Below are 18,249 nucleotides of genomic sequence, written 5' to 3'. Positions count from 1 at the left end.
ACGGTCTGTTATTACTTGAAAATATGTCATTAAATACGTTCTGCTACTTAAGAAGAAGGTGAACCCAGATTCTCTTTTATAAACTCTTTGGGTGACATTCCGTAACTTTTAATAAATGCTTTGGTAAAATAAGACGCCGAGTTAAATCCGACCATAAAGGCAACCTCGTTGATACGGAGGTCAGTCTCTAATAAGATTTTACAGGCTTTTTTCAGACGGTAATCCCTTAAATAATCACCGGGAGTTACTCCGCAGATACTTTTGAGCTTGCGCTGTAGATTGGATCTGCTCATGCCTAAGATTTCCGACAGGGATTCGACCGAGAAGTTTTCTTCGGATATATGCTTTTCTATTTCTTCGTTTATTTTATTGAAGAATGTTTCGTCCCGCTTGTTTGAAGTCAGTAACGAATAGGAGGCAAAAGGCATTTTATTAAAGTTTTCGAGTAAACTTCGCCTGTTTTCGAGCATACTCGATATCTGAGCTTTGATATAAAGCATAGAGAATGGCTTTTCGATAAATACGTCAGCTCCCGACCGTAGACCTTCGACTTTCGTCCAGTTTTCGGTTTTAGCAGATAAGAGTATCAAGGGAATGTGACTGTAGTTTATGTCTTCCTTTAGTTTCTTGGTGAAAGCTATGCCGTCTATCTCAGGCATCATTATATCGGAGATAATGAGATCATACACAAGTTCTCCATCAAGAAGGAGAAAGGCTTCTTTGACATCATTTGCAATGTTTACTATGTATTCATTCTCAAGGGACTTTTTAAGGTATGCAGACATATCGGCATTGTCGTCAACAACAAGGATTGTATACCGGCTTTTGGGTTCATTCTGCCTGTTTAATGTTCCGGAAGTTTGATCGTTCTGATCTTTAGTTTCCGGCTTATCCGGAGTATTATCGATTTGTATATCCCGAACGGTAAATGTGAATATCGAGCCGCCACCCGAATTATCGGATACCCTGATCTGGCATCCTAATTTATCAGAAAGAAATTTGACAAGTGATAACCCGATGCCGTATCCGATGTTTTTGTCTTCTTTCGATATCTGATAAAAAGGATCGAATATGAGTTGCTTATTGTTATCGGAAATTCCTTTTCCGTTATCTACGACTAAGACATGGAATGAATTGTCTGTATTAGGTATTAGTTTCAGATCGATTCTGTTGGATGTGTATTTTAATGCATTTGTAAGCAGATTGTCTATTATCTTGGTCAGGGCATCAGCATCAAATGTCACATTGGTATTTACATTTGATGGAGGCAAAGACAGGTTGAACTCGATATTCTTCTTTTGGATAGTCTTTTTGAAGCGGTCATACAGTTCTGTCAGAAATTTATTGAGATTCAGTTTTTCGGCATTGATGATATATTGGCTGGGACTTACGTTCCTGAAATCAAGGAGTTGATTGATCAGAATATTTAGCCGTTCACAGTTCTTTTCTATGATCTCGAGGTTCTGTTTGGTATTGTTTTCGCTGTTGTTGGTATTGATAATTTCTTCCAATGGAGCGTTGATCAGACTTAGAGGAGTTCTGATCTCATGGGCAATATTAGTGAAAAACTCTATTTTGGACTTGAATGCCAATGTCTCCTGCTCATTCTTTATACTCTCAAGATAGTGCTTTTGCTTATTCTTGTTTTTACGGATGAAATAATTTATAGTTCCGTATATGCTAAGAAGGACGAGAAGAGTGTAAACAATGAGAGCGGGTATCGATAGCCAGAATGGTGGCAGTATCTTTATTGATACCGAAGTCCCTTCGTTGTTCCATATATTGTCATTATTAGACGCTTTTACCTTGAAGGTGTATTCTCCGGGAGGTAGATTTACATAGGTTACATTTTGAGTATTGCCGACATAGTTCCAGTCATTGTCTACTCCTTCGAGTTTATACGCATACTGGTTCTTGTTTTGAGAGATGTAGCTTAAGCTGACAAACGAGATTGTAAAAGATGCCTGATTGTATCTCAATTCGATTTTCTGCTTCATGTTCAATTTAGTCTGGAGCTCTTGAGCCAACTGTTCGTTTGTGTCCCCGAGTATATTTATCCGGGTTATTTCGACAGGAGGAATAATAGGATTCTTTATATTGATCAGATCTTGAGGGTAAAAGCAGCTAAATCCGTTTACTCCTCCGAAATAGAGTTTGCCGTCTCTCGATTTATAGCTCGACTTGAAGTTAAACTGATTACTCTGTAAACCATCTTCTTTTGTATACAGTTTATATTGTTCGGGATTAGCGGTGTTAGTGCATACCAGTCCTTTATTACAGCTGAGCCATAGGTTTCCGAAATGATCGTCGAGAATACCGTAGACAACATTGTTGGGGAGTTTATTTGATTCTGAAATATTCGAAAAACGGTCGGTTCTGTAATCATACAAAAATATACCCCGGCCTTCGCTCGAAAAAAGCAGACGCTTCTGGCTGTCTATATAGATGCCTGTGAGCTTACTGCCGACAATCGGATCATTGCCTTTTAGGATCTGGTCATAATATGTCCATTTCTTGCTTTCGTAATTGTATCTGATAACGCCGGTTCCGTATGTTGCTATCCATAGGTTGGAATAGTCGTCTTCTTTCATATCATAAATGAATCCGGGTACTTCGTTGACCCGTGTAAATGAATTCGATTCTTTATGAAAGAGATTAAGCCCCATTGTTGAGCCAGCATAAATGGTTCCGTTGCGTGTTTTATATAACGAGAAGATACAGTCATTATCGAGAGTATTTGCATCCGATATCGAATTTCGCAGATTTTTGATGCTTTTGGTTTTTGTATTATAAATGTCAATGCCTCTCGAGAATGTTCCGATCATCAGATTATCGCCGTCCAGAAGTAAAGCATGCGTATTGTGATAACTCGTCTGTAGCGGCTGGGTTATACGTTTGGTTGTTACATTAAAGTAATTAATACCTCCATCTTCCGTTGCGATCCATATATTACCTTGCGGATCTTCACAAAATTGGCTGACAGCTTTTCCCGAAAGGGTTCCCGGATATCTGTCAGGGTAATATGTTTCGATACTGGATATTGAAGGTGTGAGATAGTTGATCCCGCCGAAATATGTTCCGATCCATAAACCGCCTTCCGTGTCTTTGGATATAGAATATATGTTCTGGTCACTCAGGCTGTGGTGTAGCTGGGGAATATCTATCCGGTAATAATTGTAATTGTTTATATCGAGCAGATACAGTCCGTCGTCAGACCCAACCAGGATATTGTGTTCGGAATAACGAAACAGAGTCCGTATATGGGTTATGTAAGTCGGTGAGCTCTTTGTAAAAAACGACTGCAAGCCGTTATCTTGCTTATTGTAAAGCTTCAGACCATGATCCCATGTTCCCAGCCAAAGGTTGCCTTTGTCGTCTTCATATATTGATAGGGTTTCGTATTCGGTTTCGCTCTTACTGTCAAATAACCCTTTTACCGATTCGAATTGATATATATCTTTGTTGTACCTAAGGAGTCCCATACGTGAACCTGCCCAGATTGTCCCCGATTTGTCTTGATAAATAGTCCAGACTGAACTCCCATCCAGATTGGTTTTTAATACGGGAATCCTTTGGAGAATATGTCGTTTGGGATCATATCTGAAAATACCCTGATGCATACTGCCTATCCACACAAAGCCGTCTTTGTCTACAAGCAGAGAGTTTATTGCACTGGTCATCCGGATCTGTTCTTTTGTTGCAGTTGTTAGTTTGGTGAAAGTTTCGTCGTATGTATTCATCATATATACTCCGGCATCCGTTCCCAGATATATTGTATTGTCATTGACTTGAGCGATACTGCGGATAAAGTTGTTTCCTATAGAATGTGTATTGTCTTTACTATATCGGAATGTACGGAATTTGCTGCCGTCATACCGATTAAGTCCGTCTTTTGTTCCGAACCACATAAATCCTTTTGTGTCTTGCAGCACACAATATACCGAACTTTCGGATAAGCCCGTGTCCACACCTATTTTCTTAAATTGAAAATTGGTGTAATTCTGAGAGTTTGCTTTCGGTATAAATACCGGAAGTAAGAGTATAATGAATATTATGATTGAGTATCTGTTCATATTGATTGGTGCTTTTATAGCTGGGTTACCTTCTATATGTGATGTTAATCAGTTATTTAACCTCAAAAGGTAACAAAGGTTATATGCCAAATTCATTTTTTTTCGATTGTTTCCTTTTCTCATAACTTGTAACTGATAAAAAGGCAACGATTTTTAAGGAGCTTTTTCTGTATAGATAAAATTATTCATAACAGCTAAGGTATATGATGAAAAAAATAAATCAAATATACTAATCTTGGTTTTTATTGTAAAAATTAGGCAAATAATAGTCATTTTTATTATTCAGGACTTGTAGTCTCTGATATTACATCTTTTTGGCTTAAAAAGATTATTAATCTGAATTTTTGTTAAATAGTTTTGTCGTATATCCTTTAAGTAGCAGATAGTCTTTAATGATATATTTCTAAGCAATGACAGGCTTTTTGATATTTATAAGTCTGAGACCTTAAAAGATACCATGTTAAATTTTTATACCTATTAAAATCTGAAATCATGAAGTAGAACCTAATTTTTTCCCGGAAAGAAACTATAGCCTGAATTTAGGAATCCTACGTTTCTATATCCGGATTGTTTTTCTCAAAAGGTCTTAGACCTTAGTTAACCAATTTAGACAACTTAATTTAATGCTCATGTTAAAAAGAATCATTTTATTATCGGTTATATTTTGTACCGCATTTATATCTTCTGTATGGGGGCAAAATATAAAACTGGCGGGAACGGTTGTTGATGATCGAAACGAACCGCTGCCGGGGGTTACTATTGTCGTCAAAGGGGGCTCCCAGAATACCATGTCCGATCTGGACGGAATATTCTATATAGATGTTGCTCCGCAGCAGACACTTGTATTTTCTCTTGTGGGGATGACTCCTCAGGAAATAGCTTATACCGGACAAAAATCATTGAAGGTCGTAATGAAAACCGATGATAAACTCCTCGAAGAAGTAGTTGTTATCGGATATCAGACTATAAAGAAAGCCGATTTGACAGGGGCTGTCTCTGTCTTTAATACGAGCGAAATGAAAAATAAAACGGTTACAGGTACAGTGGGGGATGCCTTGGGTACTCTGCCCGGTGTTTTCGTGCGTACCGCCGGTAATCCGGGAGCGGAAGGTAAAGTCGAAATCAGAGGTACAGGTACTTTCGGAGACAGCAATCCATTATATGTAGTGGATGGTATCGTATCCGGTGCGAACCGTGACTTTAACTTTAACGATATCGAGAGTATCCAGGTCTTGAAAGATGCATCTGCGGCTGCTATTTATGGGTCACGTGCAGGCAATGGTGTTATCATTATCACTACCAAACAAGGAAAAGAAGGACCTATGAAGATAGATCTGTCTTCACAGATGACTGTGCAATGGCTTCCAAAATATGATCTGGTAGGACGTGACAGATGGATTGAACTGAATGATATGGCTTTTGCCAATGGGGGAAAAGCTCCCGCTAATCACTTCGATGGTAATACCGATTGGCAGAATGAAGTATTCAAAACCGGTATAGTACAGGATCATAATATTTCGATATCTGGAGGAGGAAAAACCAACAGGTATTTCTTGTCTGGTAATCTGCAGAGTAATAACGGTACTACAATCGGAACCGACAGTAAGCGTTTCACTCTGAGAAGTAATATGACCTCTTCGAGAGATTTTGGTGATGCAGTTACTTTTCGTATAGGTGAAAATATGGTTTTGAGCCATTATCGAGTTAATGAGTTGAATACGAATCCTATTGTCGATGTATATCGTATGCTGCCTACTATAGCCGTTCATGATCCTAATAATGATGCAAAAGGCGGATATGGTTTCGGTGATGGAAGCAGGGATGTTACATTCGGTACAAATCCTTTTGCCAAAGAAGATTTCGAAAATACAACTAACAGCAACCTGCGTGTAAGAGGAAATGCTTTTACAGAGTTGGAAGTGCTGAAAATGTTTAAATACAAATTCAATTTCGGTTTTGACTTTAGCAATGATAAACATAAGTATTTGCGTAAAGAAGGATATTGGACATATAACCAACCTTACGATCCTTCGTCTTTAAATAGAAATCAGGCTCAGTCCAGAAATCTGGTGTTTGACAATACGCTCGAATTTAACAAAGAATTTGGTAAGCATTCGGTAAGTGCAGTTGTCGGAACAAGTTATCAGGCTTCTAACTACGAGCAGTTGTGGGGTACTAAAAATGATGTGCTCATGAGCGGCGATTCTTATTTTGATCAGTTGGATGCAGCTCTTTCAGGTCCAAAGACAGGAAGTTACAGAAATCAGGAAAAACTGTTCTCTGTTTTCGGACGTGCTAATTATAATTTTGATGATAAGTACCTGTTCAGCTTTACAATGCGTAGAGATGAATCATCTAAGTTCAATCCGAAAAATAATGTAGGTTATTTCCCTTCATTCTCTGCAGGATGGCGTATCAGTAAAGAAAAATTCTTTAACGTAGCTTGGGTTGATGATCTGAAAATCAGGGGTAACTACGGTCGCTTGGGAACGTCAAACAACGGTAAGTACGATTATATTCCTCTTATCGGGGTATTCCCTCAGGTAGTCTTTGGTAATGATAATCTCGAGAATGCCATGACTCAGATTAAACTGGTTAATGAGAATTTGAAATGGGAGATCCTGACTCAGGTAAACTTAGGGTTTGATGCTGCATTCTTGAACAGCAGATTAGGAGTCTCTGCCGAATACTTTATCAAAGATTCAAAAGATGTACTTACCGAGATGCCCATATTATTATCAACCGGTAATAATGGCGGAAATCCATGGGTAAACGCTGCGACTCTTAAAAATACAGGTTTTGAAGTCACTCTGTCTTGGAGAGATAAGGTTGGTAAAGACTTTGACTATAACATAACAACCAATTTTTCGTACCTGAAGAACAGGATAGACAAATTGGCTTACGGATTGGATGAAATTAACCAATGGGATACTAAGTCTAAAGTCGGCCGTTCTATAGGTGAATGGTTCCTGATTAAAACAGATGGTTTATTCAGAAGTGAAGAAGAAGTTCTGGCTCATAAAAACAGTAAAGGTCAGCTGATTCAGCCTAATGCTAAACCCGGAGATATCCGTTATGTCGATTTCAACGACGATGGTCAAATCACTGATGCCGACCGTCAATACTGTGGAAATACAATGCCTAAATTCCAAATGGGAATGAATATGGGATTCCGTTACAAGGATATTGATTTACAGATACAAATGGCAGGATCGTTTGGTAACAAACTATTCAATGGTCCTAGAAGCGGTTATGATATGTTTAATGACAACTCGGGCTACCGTAAAGATTATGATCCATGGACACCCGAAAATCCGAATGCAAAAGATCCTCGTCCTATTTACGGCGATTCCCGCAACAGTAGAGGAGATCAGGACAGATGGCTGGAAAACGGAAACTATTGGCGTGTTAAACAGATTGCTTTAGGTTATAATCTGCCTAAATCATTGACACGAAACTTTTTCGATAATATACGAGTGTACGTTAATGCTCAGAATCTGATCACATTTACTTCGTACAAAGGTCTTGATCCCGAATTTCTGAATACCAATATCTGGGACAGAACTTATGATGGTGGAGCTTTCCCTAATCCTCGAGGAATCACTTTTGGTGCTCAACTTGCATTCTAAAGGTCGCAGACCTATTTTATTGATCAAATAAACAGTGTAATATCATGAAGAAATATATTTTAATACTAACCGTTGCCTTATCACTCGGACTTTTCTCAGCCTGTGATGTGGAACTGGAAAACCCGAATACCATAACTAAAGGAACGTTCTGGAAAACGGAAAAAGATGCACGTTATGGAGTGAATGCCGTATATAATATGTTCTATAAACCCGGAACTTTCAGTCGTTGGATCTGGTTTCGTTTAGATTTGACCTCTGATGAGGGATTCAGCCAAAGTCCGTGGGCGGAGCTGAAAGAATGGACTCAGTTTAATTATACGAACTATAACTTCTGGGAAGGTAATGCCTGGACATACCGTGATTTTTATGAAGCCATATTTCGTGCCAATCAGGTGATAACTTATGTACCCGATATTACTTTTCAAAACGAAGAAGATAAATCGAAGGTTTTAGGTCAAGCTTATTTCCTGCGTGGAATGTATTATTATTACCTGTCTTTGTTGTGGGGCAGTGATGCTAAGAGCCTTGCTATAAATCTGGAGCCGTCAACTCCCGAAATGAGACCTGCAGGACATACCGGAACCGAAGTGTATCAACAAGCTATAGACGATTTGACTCAGGCTGTAAGTATGCTTCCGGAATCGTGGAGTGGAGATGACAAAGGTCGTGCTACAAAAGGAGCTGCTTATGCTTACCGTGCAAAAGTATATATGCAGATGCATAAATGGGCTGAAGCAAAGAATGACCTGAAATGGCTGGTCGAAGGTGAAGGAAAATCATATTATGATTTGACAGCAAATTATTTCGATAATTTCAATAAAGATACCGAAAATAATATAGAATCGGTTTTCGAAATTCAATTCTCAGATATTCATAAAGCTCCTGCAGGAGACGGAGACTTCGATGTTGACCCAAACTTAGGTCTTAACAGAGGTCAGTTTTTTGCCCCTCCCGGAATTGGTTGGACAGATGGCGAGCTTCGTCCTTGGATTGTTACCGAATTTAAGAAAGAAAAGAATGCAGATGATAAATATGATATCCGTTTGAGATATACCGCTTTTTATGAAGGTATGGAAAACGATTTCGAAAATAATAGCAAGATATACAAGTTTACCAGCAATGCCGCGACTTGGGCTCAGAGTAATTATAAAGGACGTGTGTTCTATCGTAAATACGGATCTGATTATTACAGGGATTACGATGACTATCACAATCCTACAAACGTCCGTCTTGTTCGTTTTGCTGATATATTGCTGATGTATGCAGAGAGTATTGTTCAATCGGGCGGAACTGTTGCTGATGCTGCGAAATATGTGGATAGAGTGAGAGCCAGAGTATCTATGCCTCCGTTATCGAAAAATAACTCTGCGGCTCTGGGTAGTCCTGATTTATTTCTGAAAAGACTACAAACAGAACGCGCATTGGAATTGGCGACCGAAGGTCAGCGTTTGGCTGATATCAAACGTTGGGGATTATTGGATAATCAGGCGGGTATTGATGAACTGAAAAGCCGTGATGCGGACTTTAATGGTTTCAAAATCGGAAAACATAACTGTCTGCCAATACCATCGGATGAAGTGAAGAACAACGCAAATATTGTTCAGAATCCTAACTACTAAGTAACAGAAAGTTTTCAATTATGATAAAATCAGCTGTCTTGTTTATCCTTGCTCTTATTTGCGGTATTACCATATCATGCAGTAGTGACAATGGCAATGAAGACCCGCCGATAACAGGCGAGAGGTATAAAGTTCCGTTGGGAGACCCGTTTATCCTTTATTACAATAATATGTATTACGCATATGGAACCCAGTCTGATGATGGTATTGTTGTTTATACTTCTTCCGATCTGAAAACTTGGGAAAAACAGCCGAAACTTGCATTAAGTAAAGACGATTCTTATGCCGACCGTTGGTTTTGGGCTCCTGAGATATATTACATTAAGGAAAAGAACAAATTCTTTATGTACTATTCGGCAGACGAACATATATGTGTCGCTGTATCTGATTCGCCTTTAGGGCCGTTTAAGCAGGACGAGAAAAAGCCCATGTACGAAGGATTTGGTATAGACAACTCTCTGTTTATTGACGATGACGGCAAAGCTTACATCTCGTTTGTGAGATCTGTTGATGGAACCGGAACTCTCGGAAATTCGATCTGGGTAGCTGAATTGGAGAATGATTTGAAAACGATAAAAACAGAAACATTAACACCAGGCCTCCATGTGACGGAGGCTTGGGAAAATGTTTGGCCCAGAGTTACAGAAGCTCCTTTCATTGTGAAGCATGCCGGAAAGTATTACATGACCTATTCGGCTAACAGTTACGAAAGCCCGCTTTATGGTGTCGGTTATGCTATTGCTGATTCACCGATGGGACCGTGGATAAAATATGAAAAAAATCCGGTTTTACAGAAGAATGACGGATTGCAGGGTGTCGGACACAGTGCCATGTTTACAGATAAAGAAGGAAAACTGAGAATTGTTTTTCATGCGCATTTTTCAAATACCAGTATTCATCCACGATTGATGTATGTCAAAGATGTGACGTTTACATCTGATGCTATCCCTGTGATGCAGATTACGGGTGATCTTATAACTCCCGAAACTATCGGATGGAGTCTTTATCAGTAAGATTTTGAATCTTATATAAAAATAGTAAAGAATGAAAATAGGAAAATATATAACCTCATTGTACTTGCTGCTGTTTGCTTTTACCGGCTGTATGGCTCAGAATACATCAGGAGGAGAGATCGTCCCCTTGGGAGATCCGTTTATTATGCTCCATAATAATAAGTATTATGCATACGGAACTCATTCCGATTCGGGTATAGAAGTGTACACTTCGGATGACCTGAAAACATGGCAGAAACAACCTCAATTGGCTTTAAGTAAGGAAGACTCTTATGCCGACCGTTGGTTCTGGGCTCCCGAAATATATTATATCAAGGAAAAGAAGAAATTCTTTATGTATTATTCTGCCGATGAGCATATTTGTGTAGCCCAGTCAGATTCTCCATTAGGGCCATTCAAACAAACGGAAAAGAAGCCGATGCTCGATGGTCAGGCAATAGATAACTCGTTGTTTATCGATCGTGACGGTACTCCTTATATGACCTTTGTGAAATTTGTTGACGGAGACGGTGTTCCAGGAAATTCTATCTGGACAGTTAAATTGAAAGGTGATCTGGAAACAGTACAACCGAATACATTGATACCATCACTTCAGGTAACCGAAGCTTGGGAAAACATTTGGCCGAGAGTTGTAGAAGCTCCTTTTATAGTGAAGCATAAAGATAAATATTATATGAGTTATTCGGCTAACAGCTACGAGAGCCCTTTTTATGGGGTGGGTTATGCAATAGCCGATTCTCCCATGGGGCCATGGACAAAGTATGAGAAAAATCCTATTCTGCAAAAGCCTTCGAGGTTACAGGGTGTCGGGCACAGTGCCATGTTTAGAGATAAAAAGGGAAAACTGAAAATTGTATTTCATGCGCATCATTCCGATACGTCTATTCATCCAAGAGGCATGTATATTATGGATGTAAAATTCACGAATGATACTGTTCCTGTTATGACAATCGGAGGTAAGATTACCGAATGCAGACTTAAAAAATAACAATAGATGAAAGCAATAATAACGATTATCTTGTTTGTTTTTCTTTTTCAGGTAGATGGAAGGGGGCAGGCTGCTAGAGCCTGTCCTGCCGACCGCCCCCTAATTGAGTGGGATTATTCTACTATGAAGAAGCTTGCAGATACGGGAGGATATCCGAGGATGAAAAAACTTGCAGATGATTCTTTATTGATAATTTATCAGGACTATCTCGGTGATGTCGATTACAAACGCAGTTATGATGGCGGCAGAACCTGGTCGGAGCCATGCCGAATTTTCACACAGTTTGTATACTCAGATCTGAAAGGCGAAAGTACAGTCGTGAAAATTGCTAATCCGGAGATATATCAATTGAAGAATGGAGACCTTGTTGTTGCCTGCAATTACAGACCTGAAAAAGAAGAAATAGCACCTTATGCTATAGTTATAAGGCGAAGTATTGATAATGGCAAGACATGGCTGGCTCCCCAGCTGCTTTATAGTGCGGCTCCCCGTTTCAAGGACGGATGTTGGGAACCGTCTTTTTTACAATTACCCGACTCGGAATTACAAGTATACTTTGCCAATGAAAATCCATACAGGCAATCGGATGAACAGGAAATATCCGTACTGAGTTCGTATGACAATGGCAAAACATGGACGGAAAAGCCCCGTACCGTATCTTTTCGGAAAGACAGAAGGGATGGAATGCCCGTTGCTACAATTATTGGTGATGAAATAGTAGTAGTTATAGAAGATAATAACATTGATCGGTTTAAACCTTATATCGTACGGAATAAGCTTTCGGAGAATTGGAAATCTCCGGTTCTCGCAGATTCCGGACTGCGTGAATATTGTCTGATCGAACAAATGAATGATTCGGTATATATGGGTGCTCCATACATATTGAGATTGCCCCATGGGGAAACCCTTATTTCATATCAGACTAATGAAAATCGACAATCCGATTGGGAATTTTCTACAATGGAAGTTGCTATAGGTGATAAGTCGGGGCGGAGTTTCGGTTGTCGCACACAGCCTTTTCCCGTTCCTTTAGATAAAGAGGCAAAATGGGGTTCTCTTACATTGGTAAATGATTCTACAGTAGCCGCATTGACTTCTTCGAACAGAGATTCGGAGAAAATAGCACCGTGGATTATATTCGGGCATATTAAGTATGGCGATTAGTCAGACATAAGTAAGAGAAAGTGTTTAATGATATATTTTCAAGTTATAACAGGCTTGGGTTGTTATACTTGCTAAAGTAATAAATAGGTCTGCGACCTGAATGGAGGAATTATATATGAGTAAAAAGATTTTAGTGGTAATGGCTGCTGTATTGACGTATTTTTCGGTAAATGCACAACAAGTACAGCAGGAGTATAAGTTGACAATGAAGACGCCCGGTAATCCATCGGTTACGTATGACCTGAAAGAATCGAATGGTCAGTTGACTGCAGGGCAATCTTTGCCTTTGGCTATCAGTCGGAATGTAACCGTAAACGGAGCATCTCAAAGGATAGAAATAACTATCAAGGCAAATGAATTGGCATATTATAGCTTGGAAGAAATATATAAACTGGGCTCGTTCGGTCACGATGATTGTCTGTTTTATATGCCGGGATTCTGGTATCGCCGTAATCTGAGATCACCGAAAGAAGCACCATCGTGGTATGTCAGTGACAGTTGGCAGGTGAGAGAAGACCGCCTGAGTACTCCGCTGACAGGTATATATAATGAGAAAACCCACGAATATTATACTGTCCTAAGGATCGATAAATTCGACAATGAGAGCCAGCCCTGCCATACATCGGGAGAGGTGATTCTATCAGGAAAAACATCCTTGGGTTATACCGGATTCAGAAATGTATCGGGTAAATCGGCTTTAGTTTTCGGATTCCCATATAGTGAAGCTCCCAAAACATATATCCGTAAGCTGACGTTGGATCCTTCGGTTCAGGCTTTCGAAAAACTCGATAAAGGGGAAACCCGTAAATTGGTTTGGGAAATAACAAACGGTACGGCTCCCGATTATTCTGCTTTTGTAGCAAATGTCTGGAATTATTCGTATGATACATATAAGCCTGCTGCATTTCAGAATGCAATGTCTGCTGCTGAGGCGAAAAACGTATTGTCTAATTTTTTCAAAGAGAGCTATATGGATAAGTACGATCTGAAGTATTATTCGGGAGTACATATGAGAACCGATGATTGCGAAAGTACAGGTTCGGTAGAGGTCGGATTCGTAGGCAGGGTGCTGCTTAATGCCTTTAATGCTCTGGAATATGGCGAAACAATGAATCGTCCTGATCTGGTGCAAAATGCGAAGAATGTATTTGACAGTTATCTGAAATATGGATTCACACCGAATGGTTTTTTTCGTGAATTTGTTGATTATTCACATAACGATGAAACTAAAGTATACAGCATCCGCCGTCAATCCGAAGGGGCATTCGCTATCCTTAATTACCTTGAATATGAAAGGCGCAAAGGGATCAGCCATAAAGAATGGGATTCTAAAATGGTTCATTTATTAGATAACTTGCTGAAATTGCAGCAAGAAAACGGAAGTTTTCCCCGTAAATTTGATGATAACTTTGCTATTATCGATGAAACAGGAGGCAGTACACCTTCTGCTACATTACCGTTGACAATGGCATATAAATATTTCAAAAATAAAAAATACCTGGAGAGCGCACGTCGTACGGCTGTATATCTCGAAAAGGAACTGATATCGAAAGCCGATTACTTTTCATCTACTCTTGATGCCAATTGCGAGGACAAAGAAGCATCTTTGTACGCATCTACCGCCATGTATTATCTTGCGATGGTGAGTAAAGGGAAGGAGAAAGAACATTATATTGATTTATCGCAAAAAGCGGCATACTTTAGTCTTTCGTGGTATTATATGTGGGATGTTCCTTTTGCTCAGGGGCAGATGCTGGGTGATGTCGGTTTCAAATCGAGAGGATGGGGGAATGTTTCTGTCGAAAATAATCACATTGATGTGTTTATCTTCGAGTTTGCCACTGTACTCGATTGGCTTTCGAAAGAACGGAAAGAACCCCGATTTGCACAGTTTTCGGCTGTTATCAAGAGTTCTATGTTACAATTGATGCCGGTAAAAGGACATATGTTCAATATAGGCAAAGTCGGATATTATCCCGAAGTGGTACAGCATACTAATTGGGATTATGGTAAAAACGGAAAAGGTTTTTATAATGATATCTTTGCTCCGGGATGGACTGTCGCTTCTCTTTGGCAGATGCTGAGTCCGGATAGAGTTGAAAAGTATTTTAAATAAAAATAAGTATAAAATATATGATCAGGCAGTAGGCTGATATTTGTCCTGCTGCCTATTTTCCTTGAATTCAGATTTTCTTTCAAATGGGAGCCTAAAAGATTTTAAGTAACAGCAAGTATTTAATCATATATTGGGGGGGAAACAGCCTTTAGTTGTTTTACTTATCAAAGCAATAAAAAGGTCTGAGACCTTGAATATCTAAGACTGACATGCCATGAATAAAATATTTTTAACCTTTTCATTACTATTCTTTGCCGTAGGTTGTGTGTTTGCCCAAAAAACATATCCCTACAATGGTTTAGATTCTAATATGGGAAATCTATATAGATTGTCAAATGCAAAAACACGGTCTATCAGTCCCGAAAATTTTACCGGAGAAAAAGGTAAAGGAGGAATGGCTGATCCTGTAAAAGATAAAGACAAACGAAATATAGCAAATGCAGCTTATCCTGCACGGGATTTAGGACAAACCTGGAAGGTAAATCCATATATAAAAATAGCAGGAGGAGAAGTTTTTACTATAGCGGAGATGGACGGACCGGGGGCTATACAGCATATTTGGATGACACCGACCGGCAACTGGCGTTCAACAATTATCCGTATTTATTGGGATGGAGAGACAACTCCTTCGGTAGAAGCTCCTGTCGGAGATTTCTTTTGTATGGGATGGGGGCAGTATGCTCCCTTGTCATCGTTGGCAGTATGTGTAAATCCTGGTAGTGCCTTTAATTGTTATTGGACAATGCCTTTCCGAAAGAGTTGTAAAATTACAATGGAAAATATTCTGGATGAGGAAATGACCTTGTATTATCAAATTGATTATGCATTGACAGATGTACCTGAAGATGCCGCCTATTTTCATGCACAATTCCGCCGTACGAATCCAAATCTGACTTCTGATTATACAATGATAGACGGTATTAAAGGAAAAGGTCATTATGTGGGTACTTATATGGCTTGGGGTGTAAATAATAACGGATGGTGGGGCGAAGGCGAAATCAAATTCTTCATGGATGGAGACAGTAAATTTCCTACTATATGCGGAACCGGAACCGAAGATTATTTCTGCGGTTCATATAATTTTGACCGGAATGGGAAATACAATGAATTTTGTACGCCGTATGCCGGACTTCATCAGGTGATTCGTCCCGATGGTTTGTATACGTCGCAACAGCGTTTTGGACTTTATCGTTGGCATATAGCCGATCCTATCCGCTTTGAAAAAGAGTTGCGTATAACTATTCAGGATTTAGGATGGAAAAGCGGAGGGAGGTATCTGCCGCAGAAATCAGATATAGCCTCAGTTGTCTTTTGGTATCAGACCGAACCGCATAATCCGTTTCCTAAATTTCCTGATTGGTCTGAACTGGAAACAAATTAAACAGACCTTTAAATATAAAAACGACTTGAATATTTACATAAAATGAAAAAGATGAATATATTTTTGCTCCTTTCGCTCCTAACATTCTTTAATTGTTCGGATAAGAAAAATGAAACAGAGATAGATAATCCTCCGATCAAGGAAACATATTCTAATCCTATATTGAACTTCAGTATGCCCGACCCGACAATAATGAAGGCGGATAATGGCTATTTTTATTTGTATGCAACAGAAGATGTCAGAAATGTGCCGATATATAAATCGAAGAATTTGATAGATTGGGTCAATGTCGGTACGGCTTTTACGGAATCAACACGTCCTACATTTGAACCTAAAGGTGGAATCTGGGCCCCGGATATAAATCAAATAAACGGTAGATATGTTCTTTATTATTCGATGTCGGTATGGGGCGGCGAATGGACATGCGGTATAGGAGCAGCTGTTGCCGATAAGCCCGAAGGATCTTTCACCGATCAGGGTATGTTATTCAGAAGTAACGGTATCGGTGTGCAAAATTCAATCGATCCCTTTTATATTGAAGATGCAGGTAAGAAATACCTGTTCTGGGGTAGTTTTAGAGGAATATATGCGATTGAATTATCGGACGATGGCTTGTCTGTTAAGCAGGATGCTGAAAAACAAAAAATTGCAGGTACGGCTTTCGAAGGAACATATATCTACAAGAAAGACGGATATTATTATTTATTTGCTTCTATTGGTTCGTGTTGCGAGGGAGTCAATAGTACATACCGCTTGGTTGTCGGACGATCTCAGTCTCTGTTCGGTTCTTATACCGACAAGTCAGGTAAAAGCATGCTCGATAATAACTATGAACTTGTGATCGGACCGAATGACAGCTTTGTAGGTAACGGTCATTGTTCGGAGATAGTACATGATGATGCCGGTAACGACTGGATATTTTATCATGGTGTAGATAAAAAACGTCCAGAAGGTCGTGTCCTCTTGATGGATCAGGTAAAATGGGTAGACGGATGGCCTGTAATAAATAACGGTTCTCCTTCGTTGGAATCTCCTAAACCGATATTTAATAAATAATGACATTCAACAATAAATCAATAAATTATGAAAAAAGGATTATTTGCATTAGGCATAACAGCACTTATGTTGTCAACATCCTGCAAGGAACAGAAAGAGAGCCTTGCTTTACTTGACAAGGCTGCTTTTGAGCAGGAGTACAACGGTAAACAAATTTCGCTATATACATTACACGCAGGTGATATAACCATGCAGGTGACAAACTTCGGGGGACGTGTGGTTTCGCTATGGGTTCCCGATAAAGATGGCAAATGCGAGGATATTGTACTGGGGCATCCCGATATAAACAAATATATAGCAACGGAAGGTGAGCGGTTTCTGGGACCTGTAGTCGGGCGATATGCAAATCGTATAGCAAAGGGGCAATTTGTACTGGATGACATACCTTACCAGCTACCGATAAACAACAATGGACAAACTTTACATGGTGGTCTGCATGGACTCGATATGGTTGTTTGGAATGTAGATAAAGTGACGGATAATCAGATTGAATTGTCTTATATTTCTCCTGACGGAGATGAAGGTTTTCCGGGGCAGCTGTCTCTGCATATGACTTATGCCCTGACTTCCGATAACGAATTTAAGATAGAATATAAAGCAGATACTGATAAACCGACTATTATTAATCTGTCTCATCATGGATTATTTAACCTTAAAGGAGAGGGTAACGGTACTATATTGGATCATGTATTGACTATCAATGCCAGTAATACAACTCCTGTTGACAGCGTTCTTATTCCTTCGGGTGAAATTGCTTCGGTAGAAAATACACCTTTCGATTTTCGTCAGCCAAAAGCTGTCGGAGAACGGATTAATGAAGATAATCAACAGCTGAAAAACGGTTCGGGATATGATCATAACTGGGTGATAGATCGCAAGAGCGACAAAGATGTAGAATTTATTGCCCGCATTTATGAACCTGTGAGCGGACGCCAGATGGAGGTATATTCCGATCAGCCCGGATTACAGTTTTACAGTGGTAATTTCTTTAATGGAAAGGTTAATGGTAAATCAGGTAAAGCTCTGAACTATCGTGAAGCTTTTGCCTTGGAAACCCAGCATTTTCCTGATAGTCCCAATCATGCAAACTTTCCGTCAACCCGTTTAAATCCGGGTGAGATTTATACTCAGACTTGTATATATAAATTTTCGGTAAAAAAATAAGGATTTAGACTTCGCTTCAGCGATCTCAGTTAATGTGTTGATTATA

Annotated in this window: 10 protein-coding genes; 9 read left to right on the top strand and 1 reads right to left on the bottom strand. The window is 39.4% G+C overall.

Translation table 11 applies throughout. From position 1 onward, the window contains the following. Positions 1 to 47 precede the first annotated feature (47 nt). Positions 48 to 4,073 carry a hybrid sensor histidine kinase/response regulator transcription factor gene (locus K322_RS0104865; RefSeq protein ID WP_026625871.1) on the bottom strand — a complete coding sequence of 1,342 codons (4,026 nt, stop codon included), beginning with the start codon at positions 4,071 to 4,073 and terminating at the stop codon, positions 48 to 50. Positions 4,074 to 4,702: 629 nt separating this feature from the next. Here K322_RS0104865 and K322_RS0104860 point away from each other — a divergent pair. From K322_RS0104860 to K322_RS0104820, 9 genes are all read left to right on the top strand, one after another. Continuing rightward, complete coding sequence (locus K322_RS0104860) at positions 4,703 to 7,702, top strand: SusC/RagA family TonB-linked outer membrane protein (protein ID WP_035331342.1); 3,000 nt, start codon at positions 4,703 to 4,705, stop codon at positions 7,700 to 7,702. 44 nt (positions 7,703 to 7,746) lie between these two features. Next, positions 7,747 to 9,321 (top strand): RagB/SusD family nutrient uptake outer membrane protein, encoded by a 1,575-nt coding sequence (locus K322_RS0104855; RefSeq protein ID WP_026625869.1) that lies wholly within the window; start codon positions 7,747 to 7,749, stop codon positions 9,319 to 9,321. A 20-nt stretch (positions 9,322 to 9,341) separates the two neighbouring features. Next, the gene (locus K322_RS0104850; RefSeq protein WP_035331340.1) at positions 9,342 to 10,334 is read left to right on the top strand and encodes a glycoside hydrolase family 43 protein; all 993 of its coding nucleotides are present in this window, start codon (positions 9,342 to 9,344) and stop codon (positions 10,332 to 10,334) included. A 91-nt stretch (positions 10,335 to 10,425) separates the two neighbouring features. After that, on the top strand, positions 10,426 to 11,322 hold the full coding sequence (locus K322_RS18600; RefSeq protein ID WP_260202546.1) for a glycoside hydrolase family 43 protein: 897 nt from the start codon (positions 10,426 to 10,428) through the stop codon (positions 11,320 to 11,322). A 6-nt stretch (positions 11,323 to 11,328) separates the two neighbouring features. Continuing rightward, on the top strand, positions 11,329 to 12,486 hold the full coding sequence (locus K322_RS0104840; RefSeq protein ID WP_026625867.1) for a sialidase family protein: 1,158 nt from the start codon (positions 11,329 to 11,331) through the stop codon (positions 12,484 to 12,486). A 115-nt stretch (positions 12,487 to 12,601) separates the two neighbouring features. Beyond that, on the top strand, positions 12,602 to 14,602 hold the full coding sequence (locus tag K322_RS0104835) for a hypothetical protein (protein WP_026625866.1): 2,001 nt from the start codon (positions 12,602 to 12,604) through the stop codon (positions 14,600 to 14,602). A gap of 214 nt (positions 14,603 to 14,816) precedes the next feature. After that, positions 14,817 to 15,983, top strand: coding sequence for a glycoside hydrolase family 172 protein (locus K322_RS0104830; RefSeq protein ID WP_084158510.1), 1,167 nt, complete (start codon positions 14,817 to 14,819; stop codon positions 15,981 to 15,983). A 42-nt stretch (positions 15,984 to 16,025) separates the two neighbouring features. After that, on the top strand, positions 16,026 to 17,039 hold the full coding sequence (locus K322_RS0104825) for a family 43 glycosylhydrolase (protein WP_026625864.1): 1,014 nt from the start codon (positions 16,026 to 16,028) through the stop codon (positions 17,037 to 17,039). A gap of 27 nt (positions 17,040 to 17,066) precedes the next feature. After that, complete coding sequence (locus tag K322_RS0104820; RefSeq protein WP_026625863.1) at positions 17,067 to 18,203, top strand: aldose epimerase family protein; 1,137 nt, start codon at positions 17,067 to 17,069, stop codon at positions 18,201 to 18,203. Positions 18,204 to 18,249: the final 46 nt, after the last annotated feature.

This window comes from Indolivaga capnocytophagoides DSM 22835, from assembly GCF_000426485.1.
In the GTDB taxonomy this organism is placed as follows: domain Bacteria; phylum Bacteroidota; class Bacteroidia; order Bacteroidales; family Dysgonomonadaceae; genus Dysgonomonas_A; species Dysgonomonas_A capnocytophagoides.
This window is presented reverse-complemented; position numbering and strand designations above follow the sequence as displayed.